Annotated in this window: 16 protein-coding genes; 10 read left to right on the top strand and 6 right to left on the bottom strand. The window is 65.8% G+C overall.

The features are described 5' to 3' along the window. Positions 1-4 precede the first annotated feature (4 nt). The 4 genes from ACSQ8Y_RS11835 to ACSQ8Y_RS11820 all read left to right on the top strand — a co-directional run bounded on the left by ACSQ8Y_RS11835 (position 5) and on the right by ACSQ8Y_RS11820 (position 3,681). Positions 5-805 carry a substrate-binding periplasmic protein gene (locus ACSQ8Y_RS11835; RefSeq protein ID WP_436266665.1) on the top strand — a complete coding sequence of 267 codons (801 nt, stop codon included), beginning with the start codon at positions 5-7 and terminating at the stop codon, positions 803-805. Positions 806-884: 79 nt separating this feature from the next. Further along, positions 885-2,084: a hypothetical protein gene (locus ACSQ8Y_RS11830; RefSeq protein ID WP_436266664.1), complete on the top strand. Its 1,200-nt coding sequence runs from the start codon at positions 885-887 to the stop codon at positions 2,082-2,084. A 136-nt stretch (positions 2,085-2,220) separates the two neighbouring features. Next, complete coding sequence (locus tag ACSQ8Y_RS11825) at positions 2,221-2,988, top strand: substrate-binding periplasmic protein (RefSeq protein WP_436266663.1); 768 nt, start codon at positions 2,221-2,223, stop codon at positions 2,986-2,988. Positions 2,989-3,036: 48 nt separating this feature from the next. Next, on the top strand, positions 3,037-3,681 hold the full coding sequence (locus ACSQ8Y_RS11820; protein ID WP_436266662.1) for a GNAT family N-acetyltransferase: 645 nt from the start codon (positions 3,037-3,039) through the stop codon (positions 3,679-3,681). Positions 3,682-3,827: 146 nt separating this feature from the next. On the opposite strand, the gene ACSQ8Y_RS11815 is transcribed toward ACSQ8Y_RS11820, so the two are convergent. From ACSQ8Y_RS11815 to ACSQ8Y_RS11805, 3 genes are read right to left on the bottom strand one after another with little or no spacing between them, the layout of a single operon-like run. Then, positions 3,828-4,649, bottom strand: coding sequence for a substrate-binding periplasmic protein (locus tag ACSQ8Y_RS11815; protein WP_436266661.1), 822 nt, complete (start codon positions 4,647-4,649; stop codon positions 3,828-3,830). Next, positions 4,646-5,905: a TCR/Tet family MFS transporter gene (locus ACSQ8Y_RS11810; RefSeq protein ID WP_436266660.1), complete on the bottom strand. Its 1,260-nt coding sequence runs from the start codon at positions 5,903-5,905 to the stop codon at positions 4,646-4,648. Before ACSQ8Y_RS11810 ends, ACSQ8Y_RS11815 begins: the two co-directional genes overlap by 4 nt. A gap of 19 nt (positions 5,906-5,924) precedes the next feature. Next, positions 5,925-6,584 (bottom strand): HD domain-containing protein, encoded by a 660-nt coding sequence (locus tag ACSQ8Y_RS11805; RefSeq protein WP_436266659.1) that lies wholly within the window; start codon positions 6,582-6,584, stop codon positions 5,925-5,927. A 182-nt stretch (positions 6,585-6,766) separates the two neighbouring features. On the opposite strand from ACSQ8Y_RS11805, the gene ACSQ8Y_RS11800 reads away from it, so the two are divergent. Further along, positions 6,767-7,258, top strand: a complete 492-nt coding sequence (locus ACSQ8Y_RS11800; protein WP_436266657.1) for a chemotaxis protein CheW — start codon at positions 6,767-6,769, stop codon at positions 7,256-7,258. Here the strand turns inward: ACSQ8Y_RS11800 and ACSQ8Y_RS11795 are convergent. The 3 genes from ACSQ8Y_RS11795 to ACSQ8Y_RS11785 form a co-directional block, all read right to left on the bottom strand. Next, positions 7,255-7,977, bottom strand: a complete 723-nt coding sequence (locus ACSQ8Y_RS11795) for a ribonuclease HI family protein (RefSeq protein ID WP_436266656.1) — start codon at positions 7,975-7,977, stop codon at positions 7,255-7,257. The genes ACSQ8Y_RS11800 and ACSQ8Y_RS11795 overlap by 4 nt on opposite strands. Positions 7,978-8,006: 29 nt before the next feature. Next, positions 8,007-8,540 carry a YXWGXW repeat-containing protein gene (locus ACSQ8Y_RS11790; protein ID WP_436266655.1) on the bottom strand — a complete coding sequence of 178 codons (534 nt, stop codon included), beginning with the start codon at positions 8,538-8,540 and terminating at the stop codon, positions 8,007-8,009. Positions 8,541-8,741: 201 nt separating this feature from the next. After that, positions 8,742-9,011, bottom strand: a complete 270-nt coding sequence (locus ACSQ8Y_RS11785; RefSeq protein ID WP_436266654.1) for a hypothetical protein — start codon at positions 9,009-9,011, stop codon at positions 8,742-8,744. A 228-nt stretch (positions 9,012-9,239) separates the two neighbouring features. Between ACSQ8Y_RS11785 and ACSQ8Y_RS11780 the strand changes: the two genes are divergently transcribed. From ACSQ8Y_RS11780 to ACSQ8Y_RS11760, 5 genes are all read left to right on the top strand, one after another. After that, positions 9,240-12,677 (top strand): penicillin-binding transpeptidase domain-containing protein, encoded by a 3,438-nt coding sequence (locus tag ACSQ8Y_RS11780; RefSeq protein ID WP_436266653.1) that lies wholly within the window; start codon positions 9,240-9,242, stop codon positions 12,675-12,677. A gap of 158 nt (positions 12,678-12,835) precedes the next feature. Then, a complete protein-coding gene (locus tag ACSQ8Y_RS11775) occupies positions 12,836-14,308 on the top strand; it encodes a hypothetical protein (RefSeq protein ID WP_436266652.1) in 1,473 nt (490 codons plus the stop codon). After that, positions 14,305-14,907 carry a hypothetical protein gene (locus tag ACSQ8Y_RS11770; RefSeq protein ID WP_436266651.1) on the top strand — a complete coding sequence of 201 codons (603 nt, stop codon included), beginning with the start codon at positions 14,305-14,307 and terminating at the stop codon, positions 14,905-14,907. Before ACSQ8Y_RS11775 ends, ACSQ8Y_RS11770 begins: the two co-directional genes overlap by 4 nt. A 3-nt stretch (positions 14,908-14,910) precedes the next feature. After that, positions 14,911-16,239, top strand: a complete 1,329-nt coding sequence (locus ACSQ8Y_RS11765) for a hypothetical protein (protein WP_436266650.1) — start codon at positions 14,911-14,913, stop codon at positions 16,237-16,239. After that, positions 16,236-17,402 (top strand): hypothetical protein, encoded by a 1,167-nt coding sequence (locus ACSQ8Y_RS11760; protein ID WP_436266649.1) that lies wholly within the window; start codon positions 16,236-16,238, stop codon positions 17,400-17,402. The genes ACSQ8Y_RS11765 and ACSQ8Y_RS11760 overlap by 4 nt, the downstream gene beginning before the upstream one ends. Positions 17,403-17,476 lie beyond the last annotated feature (74 nt).

Below are 17,476 nucleotides of genomic sequence, written 5' to 3'. Positions count from 1 at the left end.
GACCGTGGGCTGCACGGAAATTTCTTTATTAATCAACGTGGTCGGGGAAGAAATGAGAAAAGTTATTGCTTTCGCAGTCAGTATTCTTTCGTTGCAAGTAGCCGCTGCGGAACCGGCCAAAACCGTGCAACTGGCCAGCCTGGAATGGATGCCTTTCAGCGGCGCAGCCTTGCCTGGGGACGGTTTGTCCAGCACCGTGATTGCCGAAGTGGAAAAACGCCTGGGCAACAATGTCAAGGTGAAGTATTTCGAATGGAAAGAGACCGTCGCCAAGGGCGAGGCCGATGCCGAGTTTGCCGGGTATTTTCCCGTGTATTACACGGCTGAAAGGGCGGAGACCAAGTGCCACTTGTCGCAGCCGGTAGGAAAAAGCGAGACCGGTATCGGTTATCTGAAGGACACGCCGGTGCCATGGAAGAAAACCAGCGACCTGGCGGCGTTCAAGATCGGCGTGGTGGAAGGTTATGCCAACAGTGCCGAGTTCGACGCCGCGGTGAAGCAGGGCAAGCAAGCGGTGGAGGTGGCCAGCAGCGACACGAATAACGTTCGCAAGCTGGTGGGCAAGAAGATCCCAGGGATAGTCGTCGACAAACTGGTGCTGCGTTATCTGACGCTGCACTCCGGTGCCAAGGACAGCGTTATGTTCAGCGATCATTTGCTGACCGAAAATACCCTGCACGTGTGCTTCCGGCGCTCGCCGGCCGGCAAGGCATTGCAGGAAGCGTTCGATGCCGAGTTGAAGAAGGTCGATCTCGCCAAGCTGGAGTCGGCTTATCTGAAGCGGCTGGAAGCGGGCGCCAAATAACGCCGTGCAAACGATTACGGAATGCTGGCCGGATAAACAGACGCAGCACGTCGAGCTGAGGGGCATCATGCAGTTGAACTTGACCAAAAGATGTTGGAGCGGCGCACTGTGCGCGGCAGCGGTACTGGCTTGCGCTCCTGCGGGCGCGGAGGAAGCACCCAAGTCGCCGTTAAGCATCGGGGGCGCGATTCGCTTCAATTACGTCTACAAGAACTGGCAAGCGGCGCATCCCCGCGGCTTCTTCGGCTTGGACACGGCGCGCCTGGACGTGAACTATGACGACGGGCAGGTGATCGGTTCGGCACAATACCGGTACAACAATTTCCCGGAAGGACAGGGCGACTACACCCAGCATTTCCTGCACCACGGCTGGATAGGCGTGCGCTTTGCCGACAAGAGCGCCATCCATGTCGGGCTGGATAAAATCCCGTTCGGCTTGCTGCCGTTCGCCTCCAACAACTTCTACGAATCGATGGCGTTTTACACCGGCTTCGAAGATATGTACGACCTGGGCGTGACTTACTCCAGCAAGCCCGGCCCGGTGGAGTGGCAGCTCGGTTTCTATCCGCGCGACGGCGGATCCTATGGCGGCAGTTCCAACACGGCGGGCGCCTCGAACCGCTATTCGTTCAATATCGTCCCGGACGATGGCGCGCAGGGCTATGCAACGGGCCAAAAAGATAGCGAGCGCAATACCCTGGTGGCGCGCACCGCGTGGCGCTTTGGCCCGGACGGTAAACAGGAGGCCGGTATTTCCGGCTTGACCGGGGAAATACGCAACGGCGCCGGCGACAACTCCAGGCGCAACGCCTTGGCTATCCATTACAAGGGCGCGTACGGGCCGGTGGGCGTGATGCTGGAGGCGCTGCGCTACAGCTACCATACCCGGCACGCGGCGAGCCAGACTTACGGCGGACTGGACCCGAACAGCTTTGTGATGCTCGGCGCCTTCGGCTATCCGTATCCGGTGGCGTCGAAAGGTGACATCTTTGTCGCCAACATCAGTTATGACATTGCAGGGGTGGTCGGCCCATTTACCGGTTTCAAGGTTTACAATGACTATAGCGTCTTGAGCAAGCGGGTCGGCAATTATCACGGTTCGGCGCAGAATGTGACCGGCCTCAGCTTCTCGTCCGGGAAGTGGTATTTCTACGCCGACTATATGTTCGGCAAGCACCAGCCATACATGACGCCGGATTTTGGCGGCCTGGCGTCGGCCGCCAGCAAATACGACGGTGTCAGCCACCGGATCAATTTGCAGGCAGGGTATTATTTCTAGGGTAGCTCTACACCTTGCGCGGCGGTTCGCCGAGGCGGAACGACAGGTATGCCGAGTTACCCTTTAGTTTGGCAGGAATCGGTTTTATACAGCGATCCGCCAGTGGCGCCGGGCGATCGCATGGGATGGAGGTGCAATGATGCGCTCGGCGGCGATATTTTTACTTGCCGGCATACTACTGATGACCGTCCCGGTGCGGGCCGAAACGGTCACCATCGCCACGGGTGAATTCCCGCCGTGGACCACGGACACGGCCAGGCACGGCGGTTTTATCAATCGGGTCGTCAGCGCGGCGTTTGCCCGCAAGGGGATAGATGCCAAATTCAGCTATATGCCCTGGAAGCGCGCCGAAGTTGAAACAAAAGTAGGGCGCTATGACGCCAGCTCATTCTGGTTCGCGAGCCAGGCCCTGGAGAACGATTTTGTGCCCAGTCAGCCGATTTCGCACCATCAAGAGGTGTTTTTCCACTTGAAATCCAAACCGTTTCCGCACTGGCAAACGTTGTCCGATCTTGGCGGCGTAAAGTTCGGCGCCACCCTGGGCTACACTTACACGGCCGAATTTTGGGAGCTGGCGAAGACCGGACAGCTCAATGTCGAGGTCGCGGCGCGCGACCTGCTGAATCTGAAGAAGGTGGCGGTCGGACGGATCGATGCCTTCCCGATGGATGAGATTTCGGGATGGATGCTGCTGTCGAACGCCAAATTTTTTCTGCCGGGGATCAAGGAACTGTTTGCGACCGAGCGGCGCCCTTTGCGGACGACGCCGGCTTACCTGCTCTTCCCGGCGCACCGGCCGCGCACCGCCTACCTGGCTGCAAAATTCAATGCCGGCCTGCTTGAGTTGAAAAATGATGGCACCTATGACAGATTTTTCCAGGAGATGATTTCTGGGGTCTATTGAGGCCGAATCAATGCTAGGCTATCGACCTGACTTTAACGGAGAGCCGGCTTGAATACCATAGATCTTGCACTGATTGAACGCTGGCTCACGGGCTGGAGCCTGTCGCGGGGAGTGCCTCTGCCGATTCCCTATGGCGGCGGCCTGCTGGTTGATGTCGGCATGCCGGCGCAGTTGCGGCGCTACGTTTTTGTCGACGCGGGACCTGCGCTTCAAGCCTGCGCCGACGGCATACGCGATCCCTACATTTTTCTCAAGGCCGCGGTCGATCCCGAGGTCTTGAGACAAGCGCTGCCAGCGCGCTGGCATGTCGAAAGCCCGGGCTACCTCATGACGGGGCCGTCGCTATCGCCGGTCAACGTTGCGGCGCCTCCAGGGTATCAACTGGCCTTCGATACGCAGCACGGCGCGCATGTGGTCCGGGTGATGCACGACAGCCAGGAACAGGCAGCGGCGGGACGCGTGGTGATGCACGGCGGGTGCGCGGTATTCGACCAGATTGAAACAGCCGAGTCCCATCGGCGCCGTGGCCTGGGCAGCGTCGTCATGCAGGCGCTTGATTCCATCGCCTCCCGGGCGGATGCGCGCGAACGGCTGCTCGTGGCGACAAAGGACGGACGCGCGCTCTATGAACGTCTTGGCTGGAAGGTCATTTCCCCCTGGTCGACCGCGGTGCTACCCACTTTTCAAGCGTAGCGCATCAGCGCCGCGCCGCAAGTGATGAGGGCGATGGCGGCGTAGCGCTGGCGGCTGACGCAGGTGGCTGACGCAGGTGGCTGATCTTCTCGCGCAGGACGAACGCGGCGACGACGAAGCCGGACACGCGCGCTGCAGGCGGACGCTCAGCGCGGCCGCACGCTTTCGGCGAGGATATCGGCGCGGTGGTAGCGCTGGAAGCCTTCCATGACCACGCTCGACTTGGCCACTTTCTCGATCACCTCCAGCACGGCCGCCTGGTCTTCAGGCTTGAGCGAGCGGCGCGACACATAAGCTCCGCTATAGCTCCATGGCAGCTCCGGTATCGGCTCGACACGCAGTTTGTCCATCAGGCCCGCCACGCGCGGCTCGCGCATGACGGCGCCGGAGAAGGTCGTCGGTCCCATGATGGTGACGTCGATCGCGCCGGATTGCATCAGCCGTGCGATGGCCACGGTGTCCACTTCCTGGAACAGGCGTCCCTGCTTGGCCAGTTCTTTGATCAGGGCCTGGTACTGTTCGCCGTAGTCGTAGCCGCGCACCACTGCCACGCGCAGTTCGTGCTTGTCCAGCAATTCTTGCGCGCTGGTGATGGGCGCCCGGTTCCCCTGCACGGAAATGAGCGTGGCGCGGTGGCCTATCATGGGCACGAAAATGCCGAGCTGGTCGCGCGCCGCGGTACGCGACGCGGGCACCAGGATGTCTGCTTTGCCGATCTCGAACAGCACTTCCAGGCGCGCACGCGGCACCACGGAAAAGACCAGGTTGCAGCCCGCCTTGGCGCTGGCGGCGCGCAGCGCTTCGGGATAAATGCCGCCGACGGTGCCGTTGTTGTTGGTGATGCTCACGCCGATCAGCGCCACCGGCACGGCGATGTCGCGCGAGCACTCGGCGCCGGCCGGGGCCAGGGCGCCCAGGGAGAGCAGTGCGGCTGCGGCCAGCGCTTTGAGCTCGGCATGTCCCATCATGCTTGCGGCGCCTTCAGGTTCATGTGGTGCTGGCGGAAGTAGTGCCGCGCCACCAGGATGGCGACCGCCTGCATCGCCGCGCATACGAAGAAGCTGCTGCCGATGCGCCAGTCGTTGGCCGGCAGGTGGCTCACTTCGCCCAGTATCGCACTGCCCAGCAGCGGCATGAAGATGATGCCGATGCTGCTGATGGACTGCAGGGACCCCATCAGCTCACCCTGCTGGTTGGCGTCGGTGGACTTGGAGATGATGCCTTGCAGCGCGGGCCCGGCGGCAAACGCCATCAGGTTGCAGCAGATGAAGAGGTACATCATCCAGCCATGCGTGGCCAGGCCGTACAGCATGTAGGTGATGCAGCCGGAGGCCAGGCCGATCAAGGTAAGGCGCACTTCGCCGAACCATTTGATGAAGATGCCGAGCAGGCCGGCCTGCACCACGGCGGCGGCCATGCCGACGCAGAACAGCGCGGCGCCGTTCTGGCCCGGGCTCCAGTCGAAGCGGAAATTGGTGTACAGCACCCAGGTCGATTGCAGCATCATCTGCGCGCAGGTCATCAGTGCGAAGGCGATGATCAGGCCACGGATGTCTTCGCGGCGGGCCAGCTTGAACAGGCCGTCGAGCGGGTTGACGCGGGTCAGCTTGAACGGCGAGCGGCGCGATTCGGGCAGCGATTCGGGCACCCAGAAATAGCCGTAGATGAAATTGGCCGCCGACAGGCCTGCCGCCACGTAGAACGGCAAATGCAGGTTGATGCTGCCCAGCAGGCCACCCAGCATGGGCCCGGCGATGAAGCCCAGGCCGAAGGCCGCGCCTATCTTGCCGAAGCTCTTGGCGCGGTTCTCGTGGGTTGAAATGTCGGAGGCATAGGCCGAGGCCACCGACATGCTGGCCGACGAGGCGCCGCCGATCACGCGGCCGATGAACATGCAGGCCAGGTTGGGCGCCCAGGCCGTCGACAGGAAGTTGATGCACATGCCGGCCATCGAATACAGCAGCACTGGCCGGCGCCCGACCCTGTCGCTGACGGCGCCCAGCATGGGCATGAAGATGAACTGCATCAGTCCGAACACCGCGCCCATGATGCCGTACCACAGCGCCTGCTGGTCGCGCGAGGGCACGAATTCACCGACCAGTATCGGCAGCACCGGCACCACCAGGCCGATGCCCAGCATGTCAATGAAGACGCACACCAGAACGAACTTGAGGTTGCCGTTGGAGGTCGTGGAGAGGGGGACGGTTTCGCTTGGACTGGTCATGGATGAACGGTGCGGAAAACTATGGCGTGGCGGGGCTGGCGGCCCACTCCGCGATGAAGCTGTCGCGGAAGGCGATCAGCTCGGTGAGGCGGCTTTGGCCCAGGCGGCGGCCGGCGGCGGTCTGCATCTTGCCCGGCAGCGTAGCCAGTTTGACGTCGATGTGGTCCAGCGAATAGGCCTTGTCGTCCAGGTCGCGGTGCAGCGCCATCGGGTCGTCGGCGTGCGCCAGCGCGCAGCCCATGCGGCCGGCGGTGTAGAACATGCGCGCCAGGCCGACTGCGCCGAGCGCGTCGAGGCGGTCGGCGTCCTGCACGATTTTCGCCTCGATGGTTTCGGGCTTGATGCCGGCCGAGAAGCTGTGCGTTTCGATGGCGTGCGCGGTGTTGGCCAGCTTCTCGGCGGGGAAGCCCAGTTCGGCCAACTGGCGGCTGGCCAGCAGCGCAGCTTGGCGCGAAGCCAGGTGGCGGTCGGGCGAATTCTTCGGCAGGTTCACCAGGTCGTGCAGGTAGCAGGCCGCCAGCACCACCAGTGCGTCCGCTTCAGGATAGTCGTCCATCAGCAGCGTGGCGTTGCGCCACACGCGGTGCAGATGGTTGGTGTCGTGCGCGCCGTCGTCCTCGGCGGCTGCGGTGGCCAGCGCCACCAGGCGCGGGTGCCAGCTGCTTAACAGTGTGTTCATTGGTCTCCTTGTGCGTGCTGCGCAATTGTGGCATTGAATTGGCAGGAAGGCCATAGTGCTTTGTTTTTGAAGTATTGCCACGGCGTATTTATTTAATGCGGACGCTCTTGACTTGCGGTAACATCAAGCACCTTCTGTTCAGTTCTGAACTTCCGTTTTGCAAGTAACCAATCGAGGAAACCATGTCCACCGACGCCAACTCGACCGCCAATGTCGCGGCCGCCGCTGAATATCTCGCCTTTACGCTGGGCCAGGAAGAATACGGCATCGACATCCAGAAGGTCAGCGAGATCCGCAGTTACGAAGCGCCGACGCGCATCGCCAGCGCGCCGGTGTTCGTCAAGGGTGTGATCAACCTGCGCGGCCTGATCGTGCCCATCGTGGACATGCGCATCAAGTTCAATGTGGGCGAGCCGACCTACAACCAGTTCACCGTCGTCATCATCCTCAACATCGGCCACCGCGTGGTGGGCATGGTGGTCGACAGCGTTTCCGACGTGACCATCCTGACGCCGGACCAGGTCAAGCCGGCGCCCGAAATCACTTCCACGCTGAACACGGAATACATCGTCGGCCTGGGCACCATCGACGAGCGCATGCTGATCCTGGTCGACATCGACCGCCTGATGACCAGCGCCGACATGGGCCTGCTGGACACCGCGCTGGCCGCCTAAGGTAGCAGCGGAGGATGTAGCACAGGAAGTAGCGGCTGCGCCGCAGGCTCCAACCATGATGCGATCGCCTGTTGCGACAGGCGGTCCGCCGCGCCGTTGCGGTGGCGCGGCACCCAGCGCAGCGTGACGTTCCCCAGCTGCGCCAGCAATGACAGCGCCTGCGCGCGCTGCTCTTCCAGCCCCGCCGAAGCCGTTGTCGCTCCGGTCACATCGTCGATCACCACGCGGCTGTCGCCGTGCACCACCAGCACCGGCGGCTGCGCCGCGACGGCTGCCTGCAGCAAGGCGATCAGTGCCAGGTACTCGGCTTCGCTGCTGCTGCCATGGCCGGCGCGTTCGCTGATCTCGGTGCGCTGGCCGTCCGGCCCGCACAGCAATCCACCTATGCCCAGCTTGCCCGGATTCGGATGCGCCGAACCGTCGAACCAGGCGCTCCATGCGCCTCGCGGCGGCTGGCGGCTTGCTTGTTTGACGGCGAGCTTGTCGGCGCGCTCGCGCAGCCTGGCGGCGCGTCGGGCCTGGTCTGCGCCGCGCTGTTGCGCGCGCGCCAACAGCAAAGCAGGCAGTCCGGCGGGGCCGGCTGCCTGCTCAAGGACGCGCAACAGCGCTTCCGTTTCGGTGATCCCCGCTGTCTTGGCGAGGCGGCGGCTCTTAGTGCGTTCGCCCTGGTAAGCCGCCGTGGTCAGGTCATGTTCGGTCGCGTGGTCTGCATTTGGCATGCCGCCATTATCGCACCATGCCCGGCGAATCAATACCGGCGCGGATTGTCCGGGCGCTCGTCGCGGCGGTTCGGCACGCCATCGCCGTCGCGGTCGCGGTCGTGGCGGTCGGGTATGCCATCGCGGTCGCGGTCATGGCCCCGGCTGTAATTCCGGCCGTCGTAGCGGTCGTAGCGGTTGGGTATGCCGTCGCCGTCCCGGTCGCGGTCATAGCGGTTCGGGATGCCGTCGTGGTCCATATCGCCACGGCCCCGGCGGTCCCAGCGGCCGTCATGGCGGACCCAGTTCCCGTTTGATTGCACCCAGCGCGGCTCCGTGTAGTAGTAGCCGGGACGCTCGCGCATCCAGTGGCCGCTCACCCATACGTGGCGATGGCCTTGCCAGTCCCAGTAGCCCGGTGCCCAGACGTAGCCATGGCGCATAGGCGGCACACTTTCAAAACGGAGCGGGGGCGGCGCGGTGCCGATCACGAGGTCGACGTTCACCTGGGCCGAGGCTTGCATCGGCGCAAAGACTGCGCTGACAGCCAGCACGGCGGCGGCATAAAGGGTAGGCTTGAACATGATGGTCTCCGTTGATGTGTGACGCTGAATTCACTATATCAAGCGCATAACGGAGCGGGAAACGATGATGCAACTTCTTACAACTGACACAGCTTTGGACAGACTGGTGTGCGCTAGCGCACAGAAAGGCGGGATTCGCCTGCCACGCGGGGCGCGTTGATTTTTAGCGCAAGGCGTGCAGGCGAATGTTCAGGGCGGGGCTCAAATTTTGCCCGTGGCGCCGGCGTTGTACGAAGCGCTGGCTTTGCGCTCGTCGAGCAGCGATTGCGCTTTCTGTTCGGCGCTCATGCGCTTGGCGCTGACCACGACGACTTGCAGGTCCTTGGCAGCGAATGCGGGGCCGGCGGCGCGGGCGACGATGGGCTGGGCTTCGGCGGTGGCCGCGGTGTCGGTATCGAGCACGTAGTTGGCGGCGCAGGCCAGGCCCAGGGTCACGACAAACAGGGCTTCGAAGTTTTTCAGGACGTTCATTTTAATCTTCCTTCAAGTGGTGGGTGGTTGGGTTTGTGCGGCTTGGTGCTGTGTTCCGATGACTGCACTGTATGCAAACGCCCCACGGGCGGCCATCGGATTGCGACGAGCCGCCGATTTTGCGGCGCGAGATGCAAAATCCGGCGATAAGACGAAGGCCTCTGCAGCACCTTTTCTGCGCCCCTCCGCTAATCCCAGCCATACCGACAACTCCAGCGCGAGGGGCATATGCGAGCCATCATCAGTCACCTCCTGCAGGCCATGGGAGAGCGTCAGCGCAGCTGGCGCCGCCGCCGCAACCTGCGCGCAGGGACGCGTGCATCCACGCCTGCCGGTGCCGCGGCATGGCTCGCATTCGTGTCAGCAGGCAGGCCGGTCACGCGCGCGCATGGCGCCGCTGTGCCGCGCCGGGCCGTGTGGCTGGTCGCGTCCGGCGTGCTGGCCGCCGTGCTTGGCGCGGTTGTCATCGTCGGTCACGCGCGCTACCTTGGCGCGGTCACCATCACCACGGCGGATGCCGCCAGCGCGAGCCATGCAGCCGCCGTATATCAGTCCGCGCTGCCGGGCGCCACGCTGGCTGTCGAGCGGCGCGCAGGCGTGCGGTTCAGTGCCGTGAAGGGCGGCGCGGTGGTGACGCTCGCAGGCATGCAAGGCATGGGCACGGTGCGCGTTGACTTGTGCAGCCAGTTGCGCGATCCGGGCAGTACGCGGCTGGTGCCGCTGCGGCTGGGTTACCGCTTTGACGACGTGCAGCGGTGGATGGCGAGCCAGCAGGGCGCCGCGTCCGGCGCGTTGCGCAATGTGCTGGTGGTAGGCGGCGAGTCGGCCGCGACGGCGGACATGCCCGAGGTGCGCATCAGCGGCAATGCGCGCGCGGACTTCGACAGCGACAGCGGAGAACCGCTCCAGTTGACCTGGCGCAGCGCGCCGGGCTTGGCGGCGCGCTGGCTGGGCGATGCAAGCCTGGGCCGTATCGCTGAGGGTGGGGATGCCACTGTCGCCTTTCGCCGGCAGGGATGGCTGGCTTGGGGCGAAGGCGCGGCCATGCGCATCGAACGCCGTGCCAGCGTCGCGTGTCCGCAGGCGGGGGAGCTGCTGGTGCAGCTGTACCGTTTACCGGTGCCGGAGCCTGTTGCGGCGGCCGATGGCGCGGCGGCAGGCATTGCGCAGCGCGCCTGGCTTGCCGGCGGCCGTTTGGCCGACGCCGAAAGCAAGGTGCTGGTGGCAGCCTTCCCATCTTCCGGCGCTGCGGTGACAGCTTATTTGCAAGCTGGCGTCTACACGCTGCCGCCGCGGCCCGGCACAGCGCTGGAAGACCAGGCGCTGTTCCTGGCCCTGCAGGCCAAGGGCTTGATCAGGCTGGACGCCAGCGGCATGGTCGCCATCGCCCCGCGCGATCTGCCGCAGTGGCTGGCCGGCGGCGCGTCGACGCGTGCCACGGAGCTGGGCGAATGGAAGGACGTGCGGCTGGACGACGCAGCCGCGAAGCTGATCAAACGCCTTTACTATCAGGCTGATGGCGCGTACGTGCGGCAGCAGATCGATATCTACAACAGCGAACGCCGCCTGCTGGCGTGGCGCGTCAAGTCCGGCCCGGCATGGGAGGCCAGCGCTGGCGACAGCCCCTTGTCCGCCACGGCGCAGATGCCGCCCGCCGCCGCCCGTCTGTTCGCCGAACTGCCGCAGGGCTGGCAGCCATGGACGCGTGTCGCCTACTGGCCCCAGGCCAGCGCCGCCAGTACCGTGCGCCTGACGATCAACCGGGCCGCCCAGGGGCCGGCTCAAATGCCGGCGGCAGCGGGCGCCTCTGCGGCCCGCCCGGCGGCGGAGCATGCAGGCGAGGCCGTGCTGCATTTGCTGGTGGCGGGACGCGTTCTTGCCGTCGGCGGCGCGAGCGCCGAGATGCGCGCTGCCTGCACGGGCAGGGGATGCGGCTCGTTGAGCGATGCGACGCAACTCACGCTGAAGCCCGCACCGGGCGCCCACGCGGTCACCGTGGACGTGCAGCCGCTGGACATGACCAATATCGCGGTGGCCGGAGACCAGCAGTACCGGCATCTGCGCGTGGTTGCGGGACGTCTGGCATGGCTGCCGCTGGACACCGGCATGCCAGACGCCGCTCCAGCGCCCGGCAAGCCCGCGTCGCCGGTCCAGCTGCAAGACCGCAACGGAACGCTGCTGTGGGCCGATGGCGGCAGCACGCCGCCCGCTCTGGATGCGGGTCTTGCGGCCATGCTCGGCGTCGGCCCCGGCCACGCCAGCAGCCTGGCCGGCATGCTGGCCCGCGTTCCTGCGGCGGGCGGCGCCGGCCTTGACGGCAAGCCCTCGCTCGGCAAGCTCTCGCTCGACTTGCCGCTGCAGGCGCTCAGCCAGCACATCCTCGATTGCATTGGCATGCAGCGCGGCCGCTGGGATGGCAAGGCCTGTACGGCTGGCCGGGCGCCGCCGCAGGGCCGGCATGCCGGCCTGGTCATCCTCGACGCGGAAACCGGCGATATTCTCGCCGCGGCGGGCGCCGGCAACGCCCCCGTGCATGCCGCCGACTGGTCCGAAGTGCGCGACTTCGAGCGCGCCAACCCGGCCCGCAGCCCGTTGCGCCTGCCGGCGCTGCAGCACGACGGCGGCGCGCACCGCAGCCCCGGCTCCACATTCAAGATCGTCAGCGCGGTCGGCCTTGAACTGGCCGCGAAATCCGATCCCAAGCTGGACGCGCTGCTGGGCGGGATGCCGCTGTCGGCCATCAATGCCATCGCGCGCCAGCGGGGCTACGCTTTCCAGACCGGCGCAGCGACGTATCCGGTCAGCCAGCCGGCCAACGAGCGCCGCGCCCACATCACCAACTACAAGGAGCAGAGCCTCGACCGCCGCGCCCAGGAAGGCAAGCTGGGACTGGCGCAAGCGATCACCTACAGCTTGAACACCTGGTTCGCCTGGTCCAGCGAGTTGAGCGACCGCAGCCTGTTCGGGCGCCCGGATGGGGGCGTGCCAGGCTTGCAAGCGCTGGAGCCGGGTGCGCTCGACCCGGTGCGGCCCATCATGGCCGCCGCGCACCGCCTCGGTTTCGAGCAGCGCCTGCGTCTGGACGGCGGCCTGCTGCCGGACGATTTCGCCTGGTCGGCCTATGACGCGCTGCAGGCCACGCCCGCCCGCATGGACGTTGTCCACACCCGCCACGAACTGCGCCAGATGGCCATCGGCTTGCGCATGCAGGCGACGCCGCTGCAAATGGCGCTGGTGTCTGCCGCGATCGGCCAAGGCGCCACCGTTACGCCGCGCCTGCTGCTGGAATTGAACGGCAAGGCCGCCCAGGCGCCGCAGCCGGCGGCGCTGGGCGTGCGGCTGGACCGCATCCGCGCCGGCATGAAAGGCGTGGTCGACGCCGGCACGGCAGCCCATGCCTTCGGCGGCCCGGCGCTGGCGCCGCTGCGCCGCGGCCTGTATGGCAAGACCGGCACCGCGCCGGTCAGCGACAGCGCCGCCACCGTGTGGTTCACCGGCTGGCTGGAGCCGGGCAGCCTGCCGGGACAGACCCACCGCCTCGCCATGGCCGCATTCGTCAGCCATTCGGACGCCAGCGGCGGCGACCACGCCGCACCCATGGTCGCCGCGCTGCTGGCCGGCATGGCCGCCCGTGGCGGCCAGAACGCCGAACAGAGGGGTAAATAGCCGTGTAAGCCGGGCAATGCAACATGCCGGGATGTGGCATGATTTTGAAGTGTCCGTCGCAGACCGTATGATCCCCATGGTCCGGCGGCGCAACCACTGCTCAACGGGATCGCATGCGGCTGCCGGGAACGCGTTATCAGGAACATGGATGGGAACAGGTGCGCAAGCTCCTGGGCCGCTGCTCGCTGCTGGCTGTGCGGCGCATGGACCTGCGCCTGCTGCTGGAGAGCGAGCGGGAAGCGGAGCAGCTGGACATCTACACCGACACGCTGGCCGCCGAGCTTCAACTGTGCCAGCGCGGCGGACGCGGCGACGCAGCAGGCAACAGCTATGGCGAGAGCGTGTCCGAGCTGGCGTTGAGCCTCGCGTTTGAACTGCAGGCGCAGCCGTCCTACTGGAGCGCGCTCGTGTCGGCCATCGCGGGCGAGCATGCGAAACATGGCCCATTCTGGCTCGACCCGGGCAGCGACGGCATATTGCGCAAAAAATTCAACGATATGTACTCGGGGCTGCGCGACAAGGTGGACGCCGACAACTACGTCGTGACCACGGCGCGCGATTGCAGTCCGAACAAAATGTACACCTACCGCATGCTCGATACCGCCTACCGCGAGATCGAGCAGGTGTTCGCCAACTGGCGCGAACATGCGGAGCAGGTGGCGGCCATTCTGGGCCGGGCGGCCGTGGGCATTCCCATTGAAGCGCGGCAGATGAAGGCCATCGGCGGCTGCAAGGCCGAGTGGGTCATACGGTGGAGCGAATCGCTGGAGCGCTTCGGCGGCTCGCCCGGGCCGCTGCACACCAAATCCAAGCGCTTTTCCAGCTTGAAGAACAGCCCGGCCAAGATCGCGGCCCTGATGGCGGAGATCGGTGAATACGAGGCGCTGTCGGCCAATGCGGGCGGCGGCGAGGACTGGCTGGGCGACGAGGACGAGGCTACGGCGTGGCTGGACGATTACCTGCGCGTGATTGGCGACTCGGAAGCGCAGGAGGAGGAAGCGCCGCTGGCGGACGTGGTTGACTTGATACTGCAGCCACCAGGCGAAGAAGACGAGGGCGACGAGGGCGACGAGGGCGACGAGTTCGACGCCGCCTGCGATGCCCTCAGCGGCTACGACGATGCGGATGAGGGCGACGATCCTGGTGCTGCAGGGGCGGGAGAAGCTGCGTCGAACATCGGCACCAGTCCCGGCACGGGCGCCGTTACGGCCACGCGCACTGATGCCGGAACCGACGCCACCACCGGCTTGGGCGTAATTGGGCCGGCTGGCTTTGCGGGGCGTCCGGCCCTGGCGCCAGTTGCCTTGGCAACTGCGGACGAAGCGCTGGCCGCCAGCCTTTCCTTGCCCCTCCGCTTCATGGAGTTGGCGACCGCCGCGCAGGACGGCGGCAGCCGCATGCTGCAAGTGCTGAAGGAAGAGTCGCTGCCGATCCGGCTCGCGGTCTACCAGAAGCTGCTGGGCGCCGAGGACGAGAGCTATCCGGGCGAGTGGCTCGATCCCGCCACTGGCGAGTTGCCGACACTGCAGCAACTGGCGGCGCTGGACCGAATCTCGATGCCGACCCTGCGCAAGCGGCGCAATGAAGCGATCGACAAGCTGTACGCAGCCAACGCAAGGAACCGAACATGACAACGCCAGACCAAAAACTGCAAGCGCGGCTGCTGCTGTCGCGCGCCGTTCCGCACGACCGCCTGATGCTTGCCGACGCCGTGCTGTTGGCAGCGCTGGACGGCAGCCGTGCGCTGACACCCAACGAGCGCCAGGCTTTGCAAGCGTCACCGTTGACGCTGCGCCGCTTCCGTCAACTTTCCCTGCAAGGCCGCGCCGAGCCGAAAAGGGGCGATGAGACGCCGGATGGAGCGGCCGCCGGAGCCGCGAACGACGCAGTTTGGCGGGGCAGCGCAGGTTTGCTGCGTGCCGCGTCGAGCAGCGCGGTGCTGGAGGAACTGGTGACGGATGATGGCCACTGGACGCTGCATTTCCTGCCCAATCATCGGGGCGACGGGTGGCAGCTGATCCTGAAGCTGGAGGCCGAAGCGCCGTTCGCCGCGCGGCTGCTGCGCGAATTGCCGATGCTGCGCGTGGTCGACGGCGGCGGCGCCATCCTGCTGCAAGGCCGGCTGGATGCGGACGGCGAGTGCGAGCGTCCCTGGCCGTTCGATACTGCGCCGATGCCGCATTTCCAGCTGTACGGCGCCAGTTTCGCTGTCGAACCGGTGGCGAGTTAAACCATGGGCCTGTTCTCTTTCGCCCGCCGTCGCGGCAACAGTCGCAGCAATAGCCGCAGCGATAGCCGCAGCAATAGTCGCAGCAATAGTCGTGGCAACAGCAGCGCCGCTCCCGTTGCGGAGCTGGGAGGCGGCATGGTGGCGCTGCGTTTGCGGGGTGAGAAGGCGCCGGCGGAGTGCGTGCAGATCGTCTTTAATGAACTGGGCCAGTCACGGCGCGTGGCGGCGGCGAGTGCGCGTGAAGCTGAGATGGCTTATTGCTTTCATCCAGGTCCATACTGCGTGGATATCGTTCCTTTCGCAGCCGCGCCCGAAATGGGATTGCGTATCAGCTTCGTCATCGATGCCGCCGACCCGCGCGTGGCGCAGCAGCGATTCGATCTTTACCTGTTCAGCGAAGTGCAGGAGACCCTGACGCTCGCCGAGCTTGCGGCTGCCGTCGAAGCGGCGGTGCAGGACGCGCTGAGGCAGGGTACGGTCGAACTGCCGCCCTGCACCTCGCTGGACGAATGGCACGCTTTCAGGGCGGGCCTGAATCAACTGCTCTACACACGGTTCGGCATCACGGTGGACGACTGCATTCCCGTCGACGTTGGCGACCAGGTCGATTACGCGGCACAATTGCGTGCCCGCTCCGGGGCCACCGCCTCGGTCCCCGCAGCCATGACTGCCGAGAACGCCGCCCGTACCAGCTACAGAGCCGCTTCGGATGCCGAAACCAATGCCAATGCGGACGCCAATGCCGAAGCCAATTGCGTTGCTGCTGCCAATGCCAATGCCAATGCCAATGCCAATGCCCATGCCCATGCCGACGCCCATGCCAATGCACAACCGGTTCAGGACCGTGCCGCCTTGCCTGGCCGTCAGCCATCCGCGTCTGAGCTGCCTGCCGTTGACGCGCATGCATTGCGCCGCTTATTCCTGGAACTCCCGGTGCTGTCGAGCGGCCTGCGGCTGGCGGCATTGCCGCCGGGGCCTACCGTCTTTCTGGCGCACCGCAGCCTGTTGCAGCGCATCGCCCTGATCGCACTGGACGTGAACACGATGCCTGCGCTGGCATGGGCCGCGCCGGGCCAACCATTGGCGCACGACCAGCAGCAGCGCCGTGCGCGTCACAGCGCGCTGGCCGCGCAGGCGCTGGACCAGGCATGGGCGCTGCTGGCCCGGCTGCAAATCGCCACCGGCCACGCGCTGCATCCGGCGCCCGCGCAGGCAGCCGCCGGCGAACCGGCGCTGGAAGCCTTGCTCGACGAAGCCGACCGCCTGCTCGCCAATCTTGACTACCATTTAAACCAGCGCCGGCTCGTCCGCGTGGAGGAGACGGCATCATGAACCGCGCGATTCCCAGCAAACTCCCTGCCAACGCGGAATGCCGCTGCGTGCTCTCCGATGGCCGGGTGCTGACCGTTACCGCCAGCCGCCGCCCCCGCGCCAACCGGGCCGACGTGAAATGCGTGGTCGCCGGCGCCCCGGCGCTGAGCGAACGGATGCAGGAATTGGTCCGGCTTGCGCGCCACACGGAATCCCGTTTCGACAGCCGCGACCAGGTCGTGCTCAGCATGGACATCGCGCCCGACGCCGAAGAGCGCGGCTGGGAGCTGGCCGCCGTGCTGGCCGACCGCATGGTGCGCGGGGTCTGGCAGCCGGCGCAGCCTTTGGCCTACGCGCATGGCTGGTCCGACCATTGGCATCTGGGCGGAGTCACCGGCCAGCCGGCGTTGGCCGCGGCCGGCCTGCGGGCGCTGCCAGCCAGTCCCTGTCCGGCCGTGGCGGTACTTGGCGGCGCGCAGGAAGGGGAGCTGGCGGAGGCGGTCGAGCCAGTGACTGCAGGACCGCAAGGAGCGCGACCGGCGTTGCCATCTCCCACGTCCACCCCCTTGGGCGGCGGGATTGCCAGCCTGCTGCTGACCCATCTGGGCGGCTTGACCGGCCACGCCGATCCGTCGGCCGCCGTCTCGAGCGCGCGGGCCTGGTTCCCCCTGCACAGCGGCGGCATCAACGATAGCCTCTGCTGGGTTGAAGTCAGCGTTTACCCTGCCGAGCAGTCCGACGCGGGGGAGGAAGACACGATAGCGGTTCCCGGCGTCGGCCTGACCGCCCAGTTGGCGGTGCGCCAGGCGCTGTCCGGTGCACGCCATTTCGATGGCAGGGCACTGGGCCGCTGGCGCACCGTGGTGCGCTTCGGCCAGCCGCGCTTCCAGGGCGCTTCCTACGAACTGGCGCTGGTGATGGCCGACCGCCTGGCGCGTGGCCGCGAATTCGTGCCGCGCGGGCGCATCGTCGCCAGCGGCTGTTCCAGCGCCTGGCACGCGGGCCGGGTGGACACGGTCGAGGGCCGCGAGGCCAAACTGGAGTTGATACTAAAACAAGCAGTCCAGGGCGACCGGGTTTTGCTGCCAAAAGATTGGCAGAACGACATTTCGCCGGCCTACGCCGGCGCGCTGCGCGCCGCAGGCGCTTCCCTGGCCTGCATAGAGCGTATCGGCGTGATCTGAATCGTGCGCAAGAAGACAAGCGGCTGCCCTGCTAAAATCCGGATGGACGGGGCGGCTGGGGATGTTGGAATAGA

The organism is Pseudoduganella sp. LjRoot289, assembly GCF_964252925.1.
GTDB lineage: Bacteria > Pseudomonadota > Gammaproteobacteria > Burkholderiales > Burkholderiaceae_D > Rugamonas.
This window is presented reverse-complemented; position numbering and strand designations above follow the sequence as displayed.